Annotated in this window: 16 protein-coding genes, 1 rRNA gene, 1 other RNA gene, 2 pseudogenes and 1 riboswitch; of the genes and pseudogenes, 17 read left to right on the plus strand and 3 right to left on the minus strand. The window is 47.8% G+C overall.

The window, feature by feature from the left end; all coding sequences use genetic code 11:
- The first annotated feature begins 77 nt into the window (after window positions 1-77).
- The 5 genes and pseudogenes from WN59_RS06880 to WN59_RS06900 all read left to right on the plus strand — a co-directional run bounded on the left by WN59_RS06880 (window position 78) and on the right by WN59_RS06900 (window position 7,714).
- Window positions 78-1,025 (plus strand): annotated as a pseudogene (locus WN59_RS06880) (IS30 family transposase).
- Window positions 1,026-1,593: 568 nt separating this feature from the next.
- A complete protein-coding gene (locus tag WN59_RS06885; RefSeq protein ID WP_017547395.1) occupies window positions 1,594-2,280 on the plus strand; it encodes a phosphoribosylaminoimidazolesuccinocarboxamide synthase in 687 nt (228 codons plus the stop codon).
- A 302-nt stretch (window positions 2,281-2,582) separates the two neighbouring features.
- The gene (locus WN59_RS06890; protein ID WP_046514836.1) at window positions 2,583-3,518 is read left to right on the plus strand and encodes a hypothetical protein; all 936 of its coding nucleotides are present in this window, start codon (window positions 2,583-2,585) and stop codon (window positions 3,516-3,518) included.
- A gap of 69 nt (window positions 3,519-3,587) precedes the next feature.
- Complete coding sequence (locus WN59_RS06895) at window positions 3,588-5,726, plus strand: DEAD/DEAH box helicase (protein WP_052747325.1); 2,139 nt, start codon at window positions 3,588-3,590, stop codon at window positions 5,724-5,726.
- A gap of 356 nt (window positions 5,727-6,082) precedes the next feature.
- Window positions 6,083-7,714, plus strand: a complete 1,632-nt coding sequence (locus WN59_RS06900) for a BCCT family transporter (protein ID WP_046514839.1) — start codon at window positions 6,083-6,085, stop codon at window positions 7,712-7,714.
- A 92-nt stretch (window positions 7,715-7,806) separates the two neighbouring features.
- Here WN59_RS06900 and WN59_RS06905 read toward each other — a convergent pair whose 3' ends face one another.
- Window positions 7,807-8,697 carry an SAP domain-containing protein gene (locus WN59_RS06905; RefSeq protein WP_046514842.1) on the minus strand — a complete coding sequence of 297 codons (891 nt, stop codon included), beginning with the start codon at window positions 8,695-8,697 and terminating at the stop codon, window positions 7,807-7,809.
- Window positions 8,698-8,810: 113 nt separating this feature from the next.
- On the opposite strand from WN59_RS06905, the gene WN59_RS06910 reads away from it, so the two are divergent.
- Both WN59_RS06910 and WN59_RS06915 read left to right on the plus strand, forming a co-directional pair.
- A complete protein-coding gene (locus tag WN59_RS06910) occupies window positions 8,811-9,209 on the plus strand; it encodes a hypothetical protein (RefSeq protein ID WP_046514845.1) in 399 nt (132 codons plus the stop codon).
- 97 nt (window positions 9,210-9,306) lie between these two features.
- A riboswitch (PreQ1 riboswitch) is annotated at window positions 9,307-9,350 on the plus strand.
- Window positions 9,351-9,357: 7 nt separating this feature from the next.
- A complete protein-coding gene (locus tag WN59_RS06915) occupies window positions 9,358-9,813 on the plus strand; it encodes a QueT transporter family protein (RefSeq protein ID WP_046514848.1) in 456 nt (151 codons plus the stop codon).
- A gap of 60 nt (window positions 9,814-9,873) precedes the next feature.
- Here WN59_RS06915 and WN59_RS06920 read toward each other — a convergent pair.
- A pseudogene (locus WN59_RS06920) lies at window positions 9,874-10,484 on the minus strand (FMN-binding negative transcriptional regulator).
- A 15-nt stretch (window positions 10,485-10,499) separates the two neighbouring features.
- Window positions 10,500-11,009, minus strand: a complete 510-nt coding sequence (locus WN59_RS06925) for a GNAT family N-acetyltransferase (protein WP_046514851.1) — start codon at window positions 11,007-11,009, stop codon at window positions 10,500-10,502.
- A 161-nt stretch (window positions 11,010-11,170) separates the two neighbouring features.
- Here WN59_RS06925 and WN59_RS06930 point away from each other — a divergent pair, with 161 nt between their 5' ends.
- The 10 genes from WN59_RS06930 to WN59_RS06970 all read left to right on the plus strand — a co-directional run.
- Entirely contained in the window at window positions 11,171-12,025 is an 855-nt protein-coding gene (locus WN59_RS06930; RefSeq protein WP_046514855.1) for a carboxypeptidase-like regulatory domain-containing protein, read from the plus strand.
- A gap of 107 nt (window positions 12,026-12,132) precedes the next feature.
- A complete protein-coding gene (locus WN59_RS06935; protein WP_046514857.1) occupies window positions 12,133-13,353 on the plus strand; it encodes an ammonium transporter in 1,221 nt (406 codons plus the stop codon).
- A gap of 173 nt (window positions 13,354-13,526) precedes the next feature.
- Entirely contained in the window at window positions 13,527-14,978 is a 1,452-nt protein-coding gene (gene treP, locus WN59_RS06940) for a PTS system trehalose-specific EIIBC component (protein WP_046514860.1), read from the plus strand.
- A 21-nt stretch (window positions 14,979-14,999) separates the two neighbouring features.
- The gene (gene treC, locus WN59_RS06945; protein WP_046514862.1) at window positions 15,000-16,643 is read left to right on the plus strand and encodes an alpha,alpha-phosphotrehalase; all 1,644 of its coding nucleotides are present in this window, start codon (window positions 15,000-15,002) and stop codon (window positions 16,641-16,643) included.
- A 57-nt stretch (window positions 16,644-16,700) separates the two neighbouring features.
- Window positions 16,701-17,429, plus strand: coding sequence for a trehalose operon repressor (gene treR, locus WN59_RS06950; RefSeq protein ID WP_046514864.1), 729 nt, complete (start codon window positions 16,701-16,703; stop codon window positions 17,427-17,429).
- 46 nt (window positions 17,430-17,475) lie between these two features.
- Window positions 17,476-17,742, plus strand: an RNA gene (gene ffs, locus WN59_RS13405) — signal recognition particle sRNA large type.
- A 126-nt stretch (window positions 17,743-17,868) separates the two neighbouring features.
- A complete protein-coding gene (gene dnaX / locus WN59_RS06955) occupies window positions 17,869-19,512 on the plus strand; it encodes a DNA polymerase III subunit gamma/tau (protein ID WP_046514867.1) in 1,644 nt (547 codons plus the stop codon).
- Between the two features lie 74 nt (window positions 19,513-19,586).
- The gene (locus tag WN59_RS06960) at window positions 19,587-19,910 is read left to right on the plus strand and encodes a YbaB/EbfC family nucleoid-associated protein (RefSeq protein ID WP_046514869.1); all 324 of its coding nucleotides are present in this window, start codon (window positions 19,587-19,589) and stop codon (window positions 19,908-19,910) included.
- Between the two features lies 1 nt (window position 19,911).
- On the plus strand, window positions 19,912-20,508 hold the full coding sequence (recR, locus tag WN59_RS06965; protein WP_046514871.1) for a recombination mediator RecR: 597 nt from the start codon (window positions 19,912-19,914) through the stop codon (window positions 20,506-20,508).
- Window positions 20,509-21,073: 565 nt separating this feature from the next.
- Window positions 21,074-21,747 (plus strand): 16S ribosomal RNA (locus tag WN59_RS06970); the annotation flags it as partial.

A 21,747-nucleotide genomic window follows, 5' to 3' on the forward strand; every position in this document is an offset into this window, starting at 1 on the left:
ATGGTATAAAAAACACCCATGACAGTTTCGTGTAGAATGTAGATAACCACACCTAACACCGACACGGAGGGACTGTCATGAGCCATCAACATCTTACCACATTCGAACGGACACGCATAGAAACGCTGCGGTCTGCCGGGCTGTCCATGCGGGCCATTGCCCGGCGCATCGGACGGCATGTATACACCGTCTCCCGAGAAATCAGACGCAATGCCGCCGGGCGCCAATATAGCGCTGAGAAAGCAGAATCCATCTATCAGGAACGCAGAACACACTGCGGTCGGATCGGCAAATGGACACCGGAATTGGCGATGATCCTGTCGGAAAAACTGGCGGCCACCTGGTCGCCGGAACAGATCATCGGCCGGTGCTTTCAAGGTAAGCTTAGCTTCAAAACCATCTACCGGTGGCTCTACCAGAGACTGTTGCCTGAAACAGACACCTGGTGACTGCGGCACAAAGGCAAGCGGCAGAAACCCAAAGAGACACGGAGGCGGTTCAATATCGGCACTTCCATTCGCAAGCGGCCGAAATCGATCAGAAAACGGAACACGTTTGGCCATTGGGAACTCGATACGGTCGTTTCCAGCCGGGGCAAAAGTAAGGGCTGCCTGGCTACCTTTGTCGAACGGAAAACCCGGTGGTATGTCGCGCTGAAAATGAAAGACCGTTCCGCCGGCGCCATGGCACAGGCGGTAAGCACACTGCATCATCAGTTGCCTGCTGGTGCCTTCCGGACGGCAACCGTCGATCGGGGCAAAGAATTCGCGTGTTATAAAACACTGGAACAGACATTGGGGATTTCAGTCTATTTCGCTGATCCCTATGCCTCGTGGCAACGGGGCAGTAATGAAAATGCCAATGGCCTGCTCCGGGAATTCTTTCCCAAGCGCACAGATCTTGCACTGATTTCAGATGAATCCGTTCGCAAGGCGCTGTCTCTGATCAATCAGAGACCCAGAAAATGCTTGGGATGGAAAACAACACACGAAGCGTTTCAGGAAGAACTGTTGCACTTAAATTGACAAACCGTCATGTATTTTATAATTTTCCTTTCTCTTCATAGAGATTAGCTTAAAAGTTTAGGTTTTTGAACTTGATACTATATGTCATAATTTCGATTTGATAAAACTGACTCTAAGTGTTGATAATATTGGCATAAACACAAAAAACTTGCATTTTTACCTAGTAATGTACGTATTAAGCGCCCAGTAAAGAACATATTGGGTAAGGTGCATGATTTTTGTATATTTCTTAAAGAAAGGGATATTTATATCATGGAAAATTGTACAGAGAAAAACTCCCAAATCAACTGTTACAGACGCTGATTAGTAGTCATGTGAGTGAAAAGACGTTGGAACGGATGGCCCTAAATAGACATTCCAGGAATATTGAGTCCACTGGTTTCAGAGTGTGCGGTCAGGCTGTTTGCTAAGTTCATGCCACATAAACGGCTTATTCGAAAATGCTGAGGCTTAGTATGTTTGGAAACTAGCGTTTCTATAACAGTAGATTGGAATTTTTTATTTTACAGGTAAGGCCCTCGTCACTCTGTTAAAATGAAAATTAACTAACTGAATGGGGTGGATACATATGGAGTTGATTTATAAAGGCAAGACCAAGGATGTATATCAGGATGATGACAGGCAGATTGTACTGTACTTTAAAGATGATATGACCGGCAAGGATGGTGTGTTCGATCCGGGCGAGAATCAGGTTGGACTCCAGGTTGAGGGTTCCGGGAAAGCGGGACTTCAGATGACGAGTTTCTTCTTTGAGAAACTGAATGCTGCGGGTATTCCGACCCATTATGTGGATGCGGATATTGAAGCGCGTGAAATGCGGGTTAGAAAAGTATCTGTGTTCGGGGAAGGGCTGGAGGTCATCTGCCGTTTCAAAGCTGTGGGCAGCTTCACCCGCCGTTATGGTGATTATATTGAAGAGGGTGGGGAACTGCCGGCCTATGTGGAAATGACTTTGAAGGATGACGAGCGTCAGGATCCGCTGATCAATGAAGCTGCCCTGGAAACCCTCGGTATATTGAAACCGGGTGAGTACGGGGAGATTGCGGAACTGACTGTGAAGATCAGCGAAGTCGTCAAAGATGAACTGGCACAGCGGGGTCTTGATCTGTACGATATCAAATTGGAGTTCGGACGGGATGATGAAACCGGTGAAGTGCTGCTGATCGATGAGATTTCCGGCGGCAATATGCGTGTCTATAAATCCGGTGAATATATAGAGCCCCTGAAATTGAATGCGATCCTGTTTGATGCGTGATCAAGGGCATTAACAGCTGTTGTGAATGTGTTCCGAATGCCGTCCGGTGTTCGGGCTTTTTTATGTGTGGCGCATGTTATACTGTAGGTGGATACAGTAAATATAAAGGGAAAACAGTTTCTCTATGAAACCTGAACAGATCACGGTGTCTACTTTGGGACACGTCAGTTTTGAAAAAATGACTGGAAATTTCACCAGGGCCAAGGGCAGTCGCCAACAATATAATTTAATTAAATATTCAGATTCATCTTATAATATTGTATGATTGATTTAAAGCATGTTTAGGGGCAGGGGTGAAAAGGATGAGACTCTTATTATTTGTAATACTGAGTGGCATCATCATCGTTGGATGTAATCAGGAGCAGCAGTCAGAGGATGAGAATGCAACCCGCAATGAGACATCTGAAGAGGACAGCGCAGAAAATAATACATCAGAGGAGGAATCTTCAGAGGAATCGGAAGCGATGGCTGACTCTTCTGGCGAGCCGGAGGATGACAACATCGAAGGTGACGGTAATCCGGAAGAGAGTGAGGAAAAGCCTCCGGAGGATCTTCTGGGCGGGACCTCTTTCAAAGATGGATACTGGATAAACTACAAGGGTGAGGATGATCCCCGTAACCATATGATGCGATCGGATTACATCGATTATGATCCGGAAAAGGATTATACAGTTACAGTGGCATCATATGTTTCCTATTATTACGGGGAGGAGTTCATCAAGACCAACAGCTATGGCCACGGCGGCCCCAAGATCATAGAAAAGGTGCCCGAAGCGGACCGGGTGATCATCAGTGTCGAAAAGGTGAGGTCGGATGAGCTTGAATTTTATGATGCCGCAATGGAAGGGGCCGCCAAGGGCGAGGAAGTGAATACGACACCTGAAGAATTTGTCGGAAGGGGCAGGCTTGTCGAGGAGAACCTCTCGGGGCAGATCATGTTCGGCCAGGAATTCCTTGCGGAGGAGAACCTGATGCGGGGTGAAGTCATCGATGAAAATGGCAATTTTGTCGAGGAAGAGGATCATGCTGTAACCGAGGCGCTGGAATATGACCCATCAGCAAGTTATGCCATTACCGTACCCGCATCAATCAGCTACTACAGAGGCAGCGAATTCATGGAGACGATGGAAATTGAAGATGCACCGGCATATATTCCGGCGGTGGACGGAGCGAACTACATCAACATCAGCTTCGATGAAGAGTTCATATACGAGCTGAATGTCATTGAAGTGGAATAGCTTTTCATAAAGTGAATTTTAAATCCAAATATTCCGCAGGATAAGCAGGACAAATTTCGCGAGGGCACTATGATCAACAATAAAAAAGATGTCATAAAAATTGAAAAAGAGCTTGAATCGAAAACGGCAGAACTAAGGAAGTATGATGAGGATTATTTCAATCCGATAATCAGCGGACTGTGGCAGCAAGTCAAAATGATTATTGCGCGGGATAAGCTGCAAGGGATGCATATCGATACGATTTCAACGATTGAGAAGGGTATGCCGATCAACAACCTGATCGATGCCGGTTTCAAATCCATCCATGATGTGGCCAACTATACGCCGGAACAGTTCATGCAAATCCGTGGCGTGGGGAAGAAGTCCGCCTATCCTCTGGCTGATGCGGTCTCAAGGATAGCTCAATCCGTCCATGCCCGGGTACAGGGAAGGATCAACCCGGACAATCTGTCAAATCTGGATTACGAAGTGCTGAGGGCCATCTATTCTAAGCAGCGGATCCTCATCGACAGCGAGCATTTATTGGAAGAGATCGATCAGTTGAAGCAAAGGTTCACCGGACAGTTTGAAGTCATTAAGGAACAGCGGAATTTCTTCATGGGACTCTTCCAGCCCAGGGAGGAAAGACAGAAAATTTCCCGGGAAATCGAAGCTGTGAATGAAAGTGATCTTTCTGTGAAGCTTGGTGATATCAGGGAGAGGTATGATGCGGTCGTCCGATTTGATGTCAGCGACGAATTTCTCCGGGAGGACTTCATATCCAATAACATCAAATACTATACTGAAATCGAGAATGTGACCGGTTATACACGGAAAAAGATGGCGGATGACATACCATCTGAAATCGTGGAGTCGGTGAATGCCTTTCCGTTGGATAAGGCAGGTCTGAAGAATTTGACCCTGCGACATTACCAGGAGTTTGGCGCGAAATATATCCTTTCCAATAAAAGGATACTACTTGGAGATGAGATGGGGCTCGGGAAGACGATTCAGGCACTTGCGGCAATCAATCATTTGAGCCGGGAAGGAAAACCATATTCGATTGTCGTCTGTCCGCTCAGCGTTGTTGCTAATTGGAAGCGGGAAGTGACAAAGTTTTCGGATATCAATACTTACATTTTCCATGGGAAAGGCAGGGACGAAGCATTTGATGCCTGGCTGGATCATGCGGGAGTGCTGATTACGACTTTCAGCCATACACGACGCATGGAAAAGGAGAAGATTGAAAAACTGGATATGCTGATCGTGGACGAGGCACATTTTGTCAAAAATCCCGGGGCGAAGCGGTCCCGGAGTGTATATGAGCTGTCGGAGCGGGCGGAATACGGCCTATATATGAGCGGCACTCCTCTTGAAAACCAGCTGGGTGAGATGAAGCAGCTCTTGAGTGTGCTGCAGCCGGGTGTAGCTGCCAGACTATCAAACGAACTGCATCTGCTTGAGCCAAGGAAATTCAAGCGGGAGATTGCACCGGTCTATCTGCGCCGTAACCGGGAAGATGTACTGGGTGAGCTGCCTGAGCTTGAAGTGATCGAACGGTGGTCTGAATTCAGTGAAGCGGAACAGAAGATATATGATGGTGCAGTCGCATCTGGAAACATGATGAAGATGCGGCGTGCGGCATGGGCAGGTGGCAGTCCTGAAGCGTCTCCCAAACTTGAATCTCTCTTGGATATTTGCGGCGAGGCAAAGGAAAATGGTCACAAGGTACTGGTGTTCTCATTCTTCAGGGATGTGATCGATGTTGTCCAGGACCGTTTGACTGGGCCGTCATTCCCCGCAATCACAGGAGATATACCCAATGCCGAAAGACAGCATATCATCGATGACTTTACAGCAGCGGAACCTGGAGCGGTGCTGGTATCTCAGATTACTGCAGGTGGTGTGGGGCTGAATATCCAGGCTGCCAGTATCATCATTTTATGCGAACCCCAGTGGAAGCCGTCTACGGAGGAACAGGCGATAAGCCGGGCATACCGCATGGGTCAATCCCGTAATGTGGTGGTCTACAGACTGCTGACTGAAGACAGCATAGATGTGAGCATGATGGAACTGCTGGATGAAAAGTCGCAGCTGTTCAATCTTTACGCGAGGGATTCTGAAGTGGCGGAAGTTGCACAGGACAGACGTGAAGAATCGGAGTCTTCACTCCAGCAGCAGGCGCTGGAGATTGAAAAGAGACGTCTCGCTGAAAAACAGGGAGTGTGATGAAAGTATATATCATCATGAGGAGTACCCAGCGGTGTCCTCTCATCCTGAAGTTGTATAAATACACAAAAAATAATTGGTAAGCGGATTCATTTCGTGAGAGGTGTTCTCTTGGTAATATTTCCATGTTACGCTATATAATGTTGTAATTATTTCTTTTTTCCTATATAAACTAAGTGATGTCCGGGCTCAGGGTTGAAACGGCATTTTGAGATGCACTCGATACAGAGGTCTTTTTTACAGGAAGTTTTACACTTCATGTTATCATCCGCAACTATGACAGTCTCTGAATGCAGGCCGGGGTTTGCTTATTTAGGAAAAACACTCAATACAAATCTATTCAGGAGGGTTTATCAATGATTAACAAACCAAAGGTCACACCGGTCTTTTATGTCTCTCTGTCCATAGCATTTGTATTCATATTATGGGGAGCATTTTTCCCCGCAAATGTTGGGACAGTGTTGGGATATATCAATGACTTCATCTCAAACAAATTCGGCTGGGTCTATATGCTGGCAATGACAGCTTTTGTCATTTTCGCGGCGTTCCTGGTCATCAGTCCGTACGGTAAAATCAGACTGGGCAAACAGAATGAAAAGGCGCAGTATAGTTATTTTACATGGTTCTCATTCCTGTTTACAGCGGGTATGGGTGTCGGCCTCGTCTTCTACGGAGTAACCGAGCCGCTCACTCACTATTATAATCCGCCTGTTACAGAGGGCGAAACTGCTGCAGCTTCACAGGAGGCGCTGCAGTATACGCTATTCCACTGGGGATTCCATCCTTGGGCAGTATATGCAGTGGTCGGGCTTGCCCTGGCATATTTCAACTTCCGTCATAAGGCACCATTGCTGATGAGTTCAGCGCTCACACCGGTCCTTGGCAACAGGTCAAACGGCTGGTTGGGGTCAAGCATCGATGTTTTAGCCGTATTTGGCACAATTTTCGGTATCGCGACTTCCCTTGGACTTGGTGCGACACAGATTACGGCTGGTTTAAGCTACAGCTTTGATGCTATAGAGAACAATCTGTTTACTCAGACATTAGTCATCATTTTCATTACTATAGCGTTCATTCTTTCAGCATCTACAGGTGTAAACAAAGGTATACGCTATTTGAGTATGGCGAACGTAGTGACAGCTATTGCACTGATGGTGTTCGTCTTCATCTTTGGTTCATCCATACAGATGATCGAAGCATTCATGACGAATACAGGTAATTACGTGCAGAATCTGGCAAGCATGACATTCAACATGAATTCATTTGTCGGCGACAGGGAATTCCTGAACAGCTGGACACTGTTCTATTGGGCCTGGTGGATCGGCTGGGCTGCGTTTGTCGGGAGTTTCATTGCCCGTGTATCACGGGGAAGAACAATCCGTGAGTTCATCCTGGGCGTGACCGGTGTACCGGTTCTCTTCAGTGCCATCTGGTTCGCCATCTTTGGTGTTGCAGGCATTGAATCGGATAATATCCTCGGCGGAGGACTTTACAGCCTCGTCGAGTCCCAGGGTAACGAAGTGGCACTGTTCGCCTTCCTGGAAAACTATCCGGCAGCGGCCCTTGTCATGGGTATTGCAGTATTACTCATTGCTTCGTTCTTCGTCACGTCTGCAGACAGCGGTACATTCGTACTCAGTATGCTGACAACAGGCGGCGGCCTGAACCCGCCACTTAAGATCAAAATGATCTGGGGAATCATCCTGGCGGGTACTGCAACTGTACTACTCTGGTCAGGTGGCCTGGGTGCTATACAGATGGCTATGCTTATTGCGGCATTCCCGTTCACATTTGTTGTCATACTGCTCGGCATATCACTGTTCAAAGCCCTGCGCAGTGAATATGATATTCTCGAGCTTGAAAGAAAGCAGCTTGTATATGAGCCGAGCTACAGAGAAGAGACGCAAAAAGAACTGGAAGAAAAACGTGTCGCTTTCGAAGAGACACTTCCGGATGAAACAGCGCCGGATACAGAAGAAGAAAAATAGAAGCATAAGAAAGCATGAAAGAGCAGCGGTTGCCTGGAAAATGGCAGACGCTGCTCTTTTCAATTCTGTAATTTTTTCAGACTGATGACAAATCATTCTCCATCATCCAGAAGGCTTCTCAGCTTGATTTCAGCATCCTCATCCCCCATCACATAATCTGTGATGAATCTGGCTGCCCTTTTCCGTGTCACATATGGATAGGGGAGGAATTCAGTATCTTCCACGAGTGAATGATACAGCGTGTAAGGGCTCATCTGTCCGGTTTCAAGAAGATGTCTGTATTTGTCGGCAGTGAAGTTATCGATGTTGAAATGGCTCCCCGAGAGCATGATTTTGTATGACGGATAACTCATTATCGACTGGAGTATGATGAGCATCGTGAAATTGTTGAGGTAGAATATGGTGGCACCCGTATCTTTCAGCTCCTCCTGGTGGAAGTGGGAGAGGAGCTGGAAGGATTTGATTGCGTTGTATTTATTTTTAGCGCGGACGGTGTTTTCAACCTTTTCACTCAGGACGCCGGTGACGACTTCGTCTGAAGACTTTTCAGGATGTGCCCTGTAGTAGCCATAGGCCTCATATATACTGATGTGCCCATTGAAATGGAAGTAGTCCATGAAACGGGTCTGTTCAAGGAAATCTCTCCAGGCATCTCTGACAGTATAGACACTTTTAAGGTTTTCGTTTCTGAAATCTATGATGTGTCTGCTGTCTGTGATCCTTTCAATCAGTGCATTCTTGTTTCCGGAGACCTTCATACCATTGCGCTTCAGCAGATTTTTTAGCTCCGGCACTTTCAATTTTTTCAAAGTGACCGGCAAATCGTCATTCCTGCAGATGATATCTCTATCCATAAGGCTTTCAATCAGGCTTTCGGCTTCTGCCCCATATTGAGTCAGCCAGAAGTCATGCATCACCGCTTCATCATGGGTCCTGCCGTTGACGAAATGCATGAACAGGACTTCAACCGCATCCAGCTTCATTACTCCCACATCCTTTAAGTACAGTTTACCCGCACAGAAGTAATGTATGGAAATTTTTTATGCCAATGATGTAAGGTTGATTTAGAACTGATCCTAAAAAGGAGCGGATATGTATGGGATTTTTTGATTTTTTCAGGAAGGATAAAAATCAACGTCAGGAAGATACGGTGCCTGCAGAAAAGTACTGGCTGCTGGCGGGTGGTGATGGAGAAATTGTGGAACCTGACTGGCCGCAGGTTGAACAAGCGGTGAAGACTGCTGCAGATGGTTCTGCCGGGGAATTTATATGTCTGAGCTGCCTGAATTCAGATTTGGAAATTGAGAGCCTGCAGGCTTTGGGTGAAGATGGTCTCTACCGTGTTGAGGCACTGCCGCCTGAGGGTTCCGACGATTATGGGAAGATCTATGTGAACGATGGGGTCGTGTATGCGGATGCGCTGGCTTTCTTCAAAGAGTTCTGGGAAGAGAAAAGGGTTGTCGGCTTCAGAAGCTGGCATACACGGAAATTGTAGGGAGCTGATTGCGCGTTCTTTTTGCATATTTCCCATTTCATATTGTAAATGGATCGTTTATGGTATAGAATTTATAAGGTTAAATTTGGAAGTGTTTTTATCACAGGTTCGCAAACTCCCTGTATAAAAAACTAAGGAGATTGATATTATCAAAAACAGAACGCTTGTTTATAATGCCCTGCTTGCGGCAATCTATGTTGCGCTGACGGTGGTCAACCCCATCGGTACGATGGCGATACAGATCCGGGTCAGCGAGATGCTCGCGGTCATCCCGTTTTTCAACCGTAAATACATTCCGGGAATCATCCTGGGAGTCGGTATCGCCAACCTCTTTTCCGGACTTGGTGTCATGGATGTGATCGTCGGTGTCGGCATCGCCGTCATAGCGTATACGATCAGCTACTTCATTAAAAATGTCTGGATAAACGCGGCACAGTACAGTCTGCTCTGCGGTATCTTTGTCGGCCTGATGCTGTGGATGGTGGCAGGTATCCCATTCTGGTTCAGCTTTGTCACCATTACGATTTCGACACTGATCACGACGTTTGTCGGTACGTTCATATTCGCGAGGATCGGCGACAGGATCCTGCCTGCGCTGAAATAAAGATTGTAACAGCCTCGTGCCGCTTATGGCATGGGGCCTTTTATATTTCCCGGGGAATATCTATTCCTTCAATCCCTGCATGGCATCTGCAACCTGGCGGGCATTCGGGTCTTTTCCGGCGGACAGTTTTTCGATGATGCTGTCATAGTCTTTTTCATTGCGGTTCTGACTCAGCTTATATGCAGCCTGGACTGCCGTGACTTTCACCCGGAAGCCGACGATGCCGTGGATCTGTTTTTGGTATCATCGGACGTGTTTTCCCACACAGCACCGTTTTCCTTATCTTCTTCGTATTTATGCATGAGATGTTTCAGTTCTTCTTTCAGTTCCGCTTCATCCAGAATTTCCGGTGTGCCGTATGCATGGACCGCCTGGTAGTTCCATGTCGATACGTTTTCGTCTTCATACCACGTGGATGAGACGTAAGCATGCGGCCCCTGATAGATGATCAGCACTTCTTTTTGCTCTGCGAGTGTTTTCCACTGCGGATTCGCTTTGGCAAAGTGGCCGGTAATATAATACTCTCCCCCTGTTTCCCGCAGTTCCAGAGGCAGGTGTGTCGCAGTCTGCCTTCCTTCATGTGTGGATACGATGACGCCGAATGAGTTATTTTCAATGAATGTCTTTATTTCCTCCATATCGGTAACTTCAAAGTGCTTTGGAATAAACATGTCGTGACCTCCATATCATTTCAATCTTTTCTCCATTATAAGATCTGTCTGTTCATCGTCTCCCATAAAGAATGAATGGGCACCCGTCTGAACAAATCCCCGTCTTTTATAAAAAGCGAGGGCCTTGGCATTATGTTCCCATACGCCGAGCCAGATCTTATCCCTGTCCGATGAATATGCGATTTCAAATGCCTTGTCCAGCAGTTTTTTACCCAGGCCGAGTTTCTGAAAGGTGCGGCTGACATAGATCCTCTCGACCTCCAGCGCGTCATGTCCCATACTTTCTGTCTGGGCATCACCGGTGTTCACCTTCAGATAGCCAGCATTGTGTCCGCCGTGACGGATGAAGAAGAAAAGGGAGGACTGGTTATTAAGTTCTGAGATCAGCTTTTCCTCGGTGAACGCCTGATCAAGGTATGCGTTCATATTTTCAGACGTGTTCTGATCTTTGAATGTTTCATCGAATGTTTCCCGGCTGATCTTCTGCAGTTCATGCAGGTCAGCCGGTGTTATAGGTGTAATCATGGAGGCGCTCCCTTCCGTATTTTTATATTCAATATATATAAGAAAAATGATTCTGTAAAAGGATTCAGATGAAATTTCACTTGGGAAATGTAAGCAACCATAGGTTGATTTTCAAAAATCTGGTATATTATAGGTTATCAGAAACGATTTAGGAGGCTGTCATGGGAAATATCATCAAACGCTCGGCGCTGGTCCTGTTGCTGCTGGTGCTCCTTCCGGCTCACGGAATATCGGCGAATACTGAGGAGGCTCCGGCTGTGGAGGAGTCGGCAGAACAGCCGGTGAGTGAGGAATCGACGGAACAGCAGGGATATGAGGAGTCTGCTGAAGAGTCTGTTGAAGGGAATAACGATACAACTGAGGAATCCTCAAATGAATATGTACCGCCGCAAAATGAACAGCCTCAATATGAAGAGACGACTGAAGCACCTTATGAAAGCTATGAGGAGCCTGCTGAGGAATTCTATTATGAAGAAGAGACTGCAGAGGAAACTGTGGAAGAATGGACGGAAGAGGTTACTGAGGAAGCAACTGAAACGCCGACGGAGGAAGTGACTGCTGAACCTGAGACAGTGGAAGAGCCAGCTGACGTGACGATCAACCAGGCGGCGGTGGAGGAGTTTTCCATTGCAGGTAAAGTAACTGTGGATGATGCCGGGCTTGAGGACGTCACTGTTGTGTTATTGGGAGAGAAGGAAGACGAAGTGACGACGGATGAGAATGGGGAATTTTCATTTACAGAAGTACCATCCGGCGAATATGGGCTGCAAGTGGAAGCGCCTGAAGGATACACTGCTGAAAAAGAAACACTCAGCCTGACTGTTGATGACCGCGGCAAGCGGGGCGTCACTTTCGTAATGGAAGAAGCGCCAACTGAGGAGAGCATAGAGACGGATGATCAGGTGATGTCGGATCAGGACACGGAACCAACAAACAACATGACGGTCATTCTTGTCGGTGTCGTACTTCTGGCGATTATTGCAATTTTATTCATAGTAAAGGCTTTGCGAAGATAAAATAGTGTTGATGTAAGAAAACCTAACATGTCCTGTCAGGCTTTCTTACATGAATTTTGAAGATTCAGAAAATGGTTGTATAATGTTCACATACTTTTAAGGAGTGGTTGAACATGGATACACTATTATTATTTCTTTGTACTTTGCTCGTTTGGCTGATGACGCCTGGTCTTGCCTTATTCTACGGGGGTCTGGTGCAATCCAAAAATGTGCTGAATACTTCTATGCACAGTATCGCTGCAATTGTCGTTGTAACGTTTACCTGGGTGACACTTGGTTTCTCCTTAAGCTTCGGAGGGAGCAATCTTTGGATTGGAGATTTATCATTTATTGGATTAAAAAACGTGGGATTTGAAGCGAATCCAGCTTTTTCCGAGACTGTACCATTTGCTTTATATATGCTGTTTCAATTGACGTTTTGTACGATTGCAGTTTCAATACTTACGGGCTCTGTGGCAGAACGTATGAAATTTTTACCATTTATCATTTTCATGGCCTTATGGGTGCTGCTGGTCTATAGTCCCGTCGCACACTGGGTATGGGGCGGCGGATGGATTCACTCTATCGGTGCAATAGATTTTGCGGGAGGAACGGTTGTTCATATATCTTCCGGTGTTTCAGGACTTGTACTGGCATTGCTGCTGGGGTCCAGAAAGCCTGATTATAAAAAACCGCCGCATAATCTGGTGATTACGATGATTGGCGCAATTCTTGTGTGGTTCGGCTGGTTTGGATTTAATACGGGAAGCGCGCTTACATTCGATTCGATTGCGATGGCAGCTTTCGTTAACACAATACTGGCTTCAACTGCAGGTATTGCAGGCTGGGTAAGTGTTGAAATAATGGTGAAGGGAAAAATATCTTTGATCGGAACCTTGTCCGGCATGCTGGCGGGTCTGGTCGTCATTACACCGGCCGCCGGTTTTGTCTCATATTTTGGAGCTGTGGCACTCGGTATCATCGGCGGTGCCATTTGTTTCTTTGCCATCACAAAGCTGAAGGTTCTGCTTAATTATGATGATGCACTGGATGCATTCGGGCTGCATGGCATCGGAGGGATTATCGGTGCAATCGGTACAGGAGTATTTCAGACAAGCGCAGTGAACCCGGGAATCACAGATGGTTTACTGTCCGGCGGCGGACTCATGCCGGTATTGGTCCAGATTATAGCCGTAACAGCCACAATACTCTTCAGTGCAATTATGACGTTCTGCATTGCCAAAGTCATCAGTATTTTCACAACGCTTCGTACAGACGATAAAGAAGAGCTGGAAGGACTGGACAATGCATTCCACGGAGAAAAGGCATATGAGTATTCAAACTTATAATAATGTTTAAAAAGCTGCTCAATCGAGCGGTTTTTTTATTTTATGTTAAATTTTTTAACTCGGGTTAGTTTTAGTATACGTTACTTTTCACCAGGTTTGAAAGCCTTTACACGACTGTATAGACATGTTATAGTTAAGGCGATAATATCCAAAATAGAAGGAGTGTGGAAAGAATGGCGGTAAACCGTGACGAGGTCAAACAGATAATCGATGCAATCGGCGGCGAGGAGAACGTCAATGCGGCGACACACTGTGTTACACGGCTGCGCCTGGCTCTGGATGATGAATCCAAGGTGGACAAAGAGAAACTGGATTCCATCGATCTGGTCAAAGGCTCATTCGCAGCGAATAACCAGTTCCAGCTTGTTATCGGCCAGGGGACGGTCAACGAGGCATTCAAGATTTTCGAAGAGGAGACGGGCAAAGGCGGGGGCTCGAAAGATGAGGTCAAAGCTGCTGCCGCCCAGAAGATGAACCCGCTTCAAAGGTTCATCAAGATGCTGGGGGATATATTCATCCCGATCCTGCCGGCCATCGTTACAGCAGGTCTCCTGCTCGGTCTGAACAACCTGCTTACGCTGGAGGGGCTTTTCTGGGAAGCTGACTCGGTGATTACACGCTTCCCTGGCATCGAAGGCATCGCGAGCATGATCAACTTCATTGCCGTGGCGCCGTTCATCTTCCTGCCGGTCCTCATCGGCTGGTCTGCGATGAAAGTGTTCGGGGGGAATCCACTGCTCGGTATCGCGCTTGGTGTGGCCCTATGTCACCCGGATCTCGCGAGTCAGTACGGGCTCTTCGACAGTGAAGCCGGGGAACTTGCGGAAATTCCCACGTGGAACGTATTCGGCCTGGAAATCCAGCAGCTGAACTACCAGGGGCAGGTACTGCCGGTGCTTGTGGCGACATGGGTGCTCGCGAAAGTTGAGCTGTTCCTGAACAAACGCGTACACGATATGTTCAAACTGCTCGTGGTTGCGCCTGTGGCACTTGTCGTTGTCGGCATCCTTACTTATACCATCATCGGCCCGGTTACGCTGTGGGGCAGTACGCTCATTACAGATGCAATCATCTGGCTGTTTGAAACTGCAGGCATCCTGGGCGGAGCGGTATACGGTCTGTTCTATGCGCCGCTCGTAATCACAGGTATGCACCATATGTTCCTTGCGGTGGACCTGCAGCTCATCGGTACAACAGGTTCCACATTCCTGTGGCCGATACTGGCGATTTCAAACATTGCACAGGGTTCTGCAGCATTCGGCGCATGGATGATCTACCGCAGCCAGAAAAAGAAAAAAGAAGAAGGTCTGGCAATGACTTCCGGTATTTCCGGCTGGCTGGGTGTCACTGAGCCGGCGATGTTCGGTGTGAACCTGCCGCTGAAATATCCGTTCCTGGCCGCAATCCTCACGACCTCTGTCGTGGGCGGTATTTTCGGGGCGAATATGCTGACGGCATACAGTGTCGGCGTCGGCGGTGTTCCGGGCGTCATCTCGATTACTGACGGCTTCTGGCTGCTGTTCTCGATCGGCATGCTGATTGCGATTGTGGTGCCTTTCCTGCTGACGCTTCTGTTCTCAAGATTTGCCAAGGATAAAGCGAAAGACATGGTGGACGTAGACTAACTATATGAAGGAGTTTTTATATTGGCATCCAATGACTGGAGAAAATCAGTTGTTTATCAGATCTATCCGAAATCTTTCAATGATACGACCGGAAGCGGAGAAGGAGATATTCCAGGCATCATAGAAAAGCTGGATTATTTCAAGACGCTGGGTGTCGATTATATATGGCTGACGCCTGTCTATAAGTCTCCGATGAATGATAATGGCTATGATATCAGCGACTATTATGAAGTGAATCCGCAATTCGGTACGAAGGCGGATCTGGAAAATCTGCTGGAGGCGGCACACGCCCGCGGACTCAAAGTGATGATGGACATCGTCATCAACCATACGTCGACATCCCACAACTGGTTTGTCGAATCCAGAAAATCCAAAGACAATCCATACCGTGATTACTATATATGGAAAGACGGGAAGGACAATGCGCCGCCGACCAACTGGGAATCCAAGTTCGGCGGCAATGCATGGACCTACGACAGTGCGACCAGGCAGTATTACCTGCGTCTTTTCGATGTTTCCCAGGCAGATCTGAATTGGGAGAATGAAAACCTCCGCCGGGAAATCTATGAGATGGTCAACTACTGGATAGATTTCGGGGTGGACGGGTTCCGTTTCGATGTCGTCAATCTCATTTCAAAAGGGGCATTCGAGGATTCCGACGGTCCCGGCAAGGAATTCTACACTGACGGTCCGAAAGTCCACGAATATCTCAACGAACTCAACCGCAATACTTTCGGGGACAAAGAGATCATGACCGTGGGGGAAATGTCCTCCACGACAATTGAACACTGTCTCAAATATACAAATCCTGAGCGCAATGAGCTGAATTCGGTGTTCAACTTCCATCACCTCAAAGTCGACTATCCCGGCGGAGAGAAATGGACGTTTGCGGATTTCGACTTCATTGAACTGAAACGCATCCTGATGGACTGGCAGGTCGCGATGGATGAAGGCGGCGGATGGAACGCAATATTCTGGTGCAACCACGACCAGCCGCGCATCGTTTCCAGGTTCGGCAGCGATGATACAGAGGAGAACCGTGTGAGGAGCGGCAAGATGCTGGCGATTGCCCTCCATGGTCTGAAGGGCACCCCTTATATCTACCAGGGTGAGGAGATTGGAATGACCAACCCTAAATTCACACGGATCGACCAGTACAGGGATGTTGAAAGCCTGAATGCATACAGCGAACTGAAAGAAGAGGGCATGGATAATGCCCGCGTGCTGGAGATCCTCGGCACGAAATCACGGGACAACGGCAGGAGTCCGATGCAGTGGAACAAAGACCGCCATGCCGGATTCACATCGGGTGAGCCATGGATGGATATCGCTGAAAACTACGGGAACATCAACGTCGAATCAGCGCTTGAAGACAAAGACTCCATATTCTACACGTATCAGAAACTGATCAGCCTGCGCCATGAAATGGACCACTTCACATACGGCAGTGTTGTACCGCATCTCATGAAAGACAATGCGCTGTTCGCATACGAACGTGTATATAATGGAGAAACGATAACGGTGATCGCGAATTTCAGGGAGGAAACAATTCCGTACCCGGACGGACTGGATACGACGGGCGCCACCCTCATTTCAAACTATGGTGACAGAGCCGGGGAACTCAGGCCTTTTGAAGCACTGATGCTGCATGGACAAACGAAGTGAACAGATGTATCATAGGCTGTGATTTCAATAATGCCGGAAAGTGACAGGGTGAGCGACATGAGTTTGAACAAATACAACCAGATTTACCGCGAAATATCCAATGACATTCAAGAAGGCAGATATGAAAAGGACGATGTACTGCCATCTGAACATCGTCTGGTTGAAACGTTTGATGTTTCCAGGGAAACAGTGAGGAAAGCCCTGAATCTTCTCCAGGAAAACGGCTTCATCCAAAAGATGAAAGGCAAGGGCTCTGTCGTCATATACGATTCTTCAATGGATTTTACAGTTTCCCATCTGACAAGCTTCAAAGAGATCCAGCAGCTGAAAACGAAGCGGTATACGACTTTGGCAGTGGAGCTTGAACAGTATCCGGCCGAACAGTTTCCGCACGTGATGCAGGCTCTGGGGCTTTCGCCGGAAGACCGGGTCTGGCAGCTGATACGGCAGAGAAAGCATGAGGGGCAGACCCACATTGTCGATAGGGATTATTTCACCGTGGAGATGTTCCCCGGTCTCAGCACTAAGATTGCAGAAGACTCGATCTATGAATATATAGAGAAAAAACTGGGTTTGACGATTGCTTATTCCCACAAGGAGATCACATTCGATGCCATGACGGACGAGGAGACTGAGCTTTTTGATCACAGCGGACCGCCGTATGTGGCAACAGTCCGCTCCGTCGTGCATCTGAATGACGCAAGGCCGTTCCAGTACAATATATCCAAACATCTTGCGAGTGAGTTCAAATTCGTGGAATTTTCAAGACGCTTCCACGGGGAGTGATAATTTCACTTGCATTGGAGTTTTGATTTTGGTATGATTTAGTGTGCCGTGCTAAGTGGGGAGGTAGCGGTGCCCTGTACCTGCAATCCGCTCCAGCAGGACTGAATTCCGTTTCCGAGGACATTCGGTGTGAGGACTGCCTCAAACTCACCGGTGTTGAGATTCCGGTCCTATGCAATAGAACGTCATGAACCATGTCAGGTCCGGAAGGAAGCAGCATTAAGTGGCCCATTCTATGTGCCGTAGGGCAGCCGGAGTTGAGCTGGTGGTTTGAGTAACGCTTGTGCCGGGTGTTCAAAGAAACGGTGCACGGTTTACATATCGAATGACTGTATCTGATGATGCAGTCATTTTTTATTTGCCCTAAGTTATTAGGGGCAGAGTGTGACATGTGATATAATAATGGACAGAAAATACTAAATTACGGAGGTGCTGTTGAATGGAATATCAGGCTTTGTACCGGGCTTTCAGGCCGCAGACATTCCAGGATGTCGTCGGACAGAAGCACGTGACCAAAACATTGCGCAATGCCATCATCAGGGATAAGGAATCGCATGCCTATCTGTTCAACGGCCCCCGCGGGACCGGCAAGACGAGCATTGCAAAAATATTTGCGAAAGCCCTCAACTGCCGCTTTGGTTCCGAGGGCGAGCCCTGCAATGAATGCGACATCTGCATGAGCATTACCGACGGTTCTGCCAATGATGTGATAGAGATCGACGCCGCCAGCAACAACGGCGTCGATGAAATCAGGAATATAAGGGAAAAGGTCAAATATGCACCTTCTGAAGCTAGATATAAAGTATACATCATCGATGAAGTGCATATGCTGACGACCGGCGCATTCAACGCGCTGCTGAAAACATTGGAGGAGCCGCCGGGCCATGCTGTCTTCATCCTGGCAACGACGGAACCGCATAAAATACCGGCGACGATCATTTCGAGATGTCAGCGCTTTGATTTCAAGGCGATTGAAATCGGTGAGATCATCGGTCGGCTGAAATACGTCGCCGATGCGGAATCCCTGGAATATGAAGATGAGGCAATCAATTATATTGCACGTACATCAGAAGGCGGGATGCGCGATGCCCTCAGCATCATGGACCAGGTCATCGCATACAGCAGCGACCTGATCACGCTCGATGACGCTGTAATGATTACCGGTGGCATAAAATCCGAGGAGCTGAATGACTGGCTCAAATTGATAGAACAGAAGGATTCCAGGGAAGCTTTTATCACCTATCACCGGTTCATCGATGAAGGGAAGGACCCCACCCGTCTGATCCATGAGCTTGTCTACTATATAAGGGACATCATCCTGATGAAGCATTCGGGAGAAGCGGATGAAGACCTCGCATTCTACCATACCGAGGATAAAGTGCTTTATGAAATGATAGATGTCCTGAATGATGCCATGGTAATGATGCGGTTTTCTGTAAATACGAGCGTCCACCTCGAAGTGGTCATCGTGAAGCTGATACAGGTGCTCAACAGGAATGACCAGGCGGTTCAGGTGCAGGACGTCGACCTGTCGCACATCGAACAGAAGCTGACTGAACTTGAACGCCGCCTGGCCAGCCAGCCGCAGACGAATGCGGCGCCGGTGCAGGAGAAGGCGCAGACGAGAAACGCCTCTTCGAAAGGGTTCTCCCTGCGTCAGATAGAGAAAGTGCTCGACCATGCCAACAAGGAAGACCTTGTGAAACTGAAGGATGCCTGGCCGAAAGTCTACCAGCATGTTGAAGAGAAAGGCTATCATTCACTCAGATCCCTGATCAAGGATTCGGAACCGGTGGCAGCAAGCGACACGCATGTGCTGCTCAAGTTCCAAAGTGATCTGCACAGCGACCTGATCAATAAGGACGAGAAGAAGCGGGAAGAGCTGGAAACACTCATTCCTACCATTATAGACAAAACGGTCAAAGTGGTCGGGGTGCCGGATTCCAGCTGGCTGCAGGTCCGGCATGACTATATCCAGGAGAAAAAGGCCGGCAAGGAAAAGAAGGACACTTCCAATGAAAAGAAGCCGTCCGATGTCGCCAAAGAGATATTCGGCAATGATATAGTAGAAACGCGGTCGTAATCGGTTTATTAAACCAGTTATTTCATATATAATATATAGATGATAATTCTAAACACATTTGGAGGAGAATATATATGCGCGGCGGAATGAACAATATGCAGGGCATGATGAAACAGATGCAGAAAATGCAGAAGAAGATGCAGGAGGAGCAGGAGAAGCTCAAAGACGAAAAAGTTGAAGGTACAGCCGGCGGCGGTATGGTCAAAGTGACGGTATCCGGCCATAAGGAAGTCGTCGATGTGGAAATCTCCGAAGAAGTAGTCGATCCGGATGATATCGAAATGCTGCAGGACCTGATCATTGCTGCAACAAACGAAGCGATGACGAAAGCGGATGAGCTCACAAGTGAGCGTCTGGGCAAGCACACTAAAGGCATGAACATCCCAGGTATGATGTAATATGCATTATCCAGAACCAATATCCAAGCTGATTGACAGCTTCATGAAACTGCCGGGTATCGGGCCGAAGACAGCCCAGCGCCTGGCATTTTATGTTCTTAATATGAAGGAAGACGATGTCGTCAACTTCTCGAGGAGCCTCATGGAGGTGAAGCGGGACCTTCAATTCTGTTCAGTCTGCGGACATATCACGGATATAGACCCCTGTTATATATGCAGCGATAAGAACAGGGACCGGAGTGTCATCTGTGTTGTCCAGGATACAAAAGATGTCATTGCCATGGAAAAGATGCGGGAGTATAAAGGGCTGTATCATGTACTGCACGGTGCCATCAGCCCGATGGACGGGATCGGCCCGGAGGATATCAATGTAGCATCATTGATAGAACGTCTGAAGGATGATGAAGTGAAAGAGATCATCCTGGCCACCAATCCGAATATCGAAGGTGAATCGACAGCGATGTATATTTCGAGACTTGTCAAACCGATCGGTATAAAATCGACCCGGCTTGCCAGCGGCCTTCCGGTAGGTGGCGATCTGGAATATGCAGATGAAGTCACCCTGTCCAAGGCGATAGAACACCGGACCGAACTGTAGAGTGTCATTTATGAAAGAGCCGGGCGGCTATTTTCATCCTTCGCCGCCCGGCTCTTCAATTTAAAAAATATCAAAAAAGATGTTATAAAAACTGATGAGAGGGTATAAATACACTATCCCGTTTTTGTGAATCCGGCTCAAAAAGCTGTTAACTGCTGGTGATGACAAGCGGATCGAATATGATGAAAAGCCTTGAACCCTTGCCATATAAGGATTTCTCAAAGGCAGCGTAAAATTAAACAGTAAAAAGCAAAACTTTTTTTGCAAAAGGGTTGCGCAAATCGAACAAACCCTGTATAGTAATATCTTGTCGGACGAAATAAAGCACCGACACAACAAATGTTACTGGAAGCATTAAGAAATGTAAAAAAGGTGTTGCATCTGATTTTCATTCATGCTATACTAGTAAAGCAGTCAAAAAGAGAACATTGAAAACTGAATGACAATATGTCAACGTTTAATTCCGAGAAAGCGACACACATCGTGTGTCACAGATTGAGGCGGACAATACAAACGCAGGCGATACTGAATACAGTATCGAGACGAGCTCAAGATGGGCTTTCCAATTATGGAGAGTTTGATCCTGGCTCAGGATGAACGCTGGCGGCGTGCCTAATACATGCAAGTCGAACGCGAGAGGAGGGAGCTTGCTCCCTCTGATCGAGTGGCGGACGGGTGAGTAACACGTAGGCAACCTGCCCATCAGCCGGGGATAACTGCGGGAAACCGTGGCTAATACCGGATAATCCTCTCCACCGCGGGGTGGGGAGTTGAAAGACGGTTTCGGCTGTCGCTGATGGATGGGCCTGCGGCGCATTAGCTGGTTGGCGGGGTAACGGCCCACCAAGGCAACGATGCGTAGCCGACCTGAGAGGGTGATCGGCCACACTGGGACTGAGACACGGCCCAGACTCCTACGGGAGGCAGCAGTAGGGAATCTTCCGCAATGGACGCAAGTCTGACGGAGCAACGCCGCGTGAGTGAAGAAGGGTTTCGGCTCGTAAAACTCTGTTGTTAAGGAAGAACGCCAGGTAGAGTAACTGCTACCTGTGTGACGGTACTTAACCAGAAAGCCACGGCTAACTACGTGCCAGCAGCCGCGGTAATACGTAGGTGGCAAGCGTTATCCGGAATTATTGGGCGTAAAGCGCGCGTAGGCGGTCTTTTAAGTCTGATGTGAAAGCCCCCGGCTCAACCGGGGAGGGTCATTGGAAACTGGGAGACTTGAGTGCAGAAGAG

The organism is Salinicoccus sediminis (genome assembly GCF_000986795.1).
GTDB classification, from domain to species: Bacteria; Bacillota; Bacilli; order Staphylococcales; family Salinicoccaceae; genus Salinicoccus; species Salinicoccus sediminis.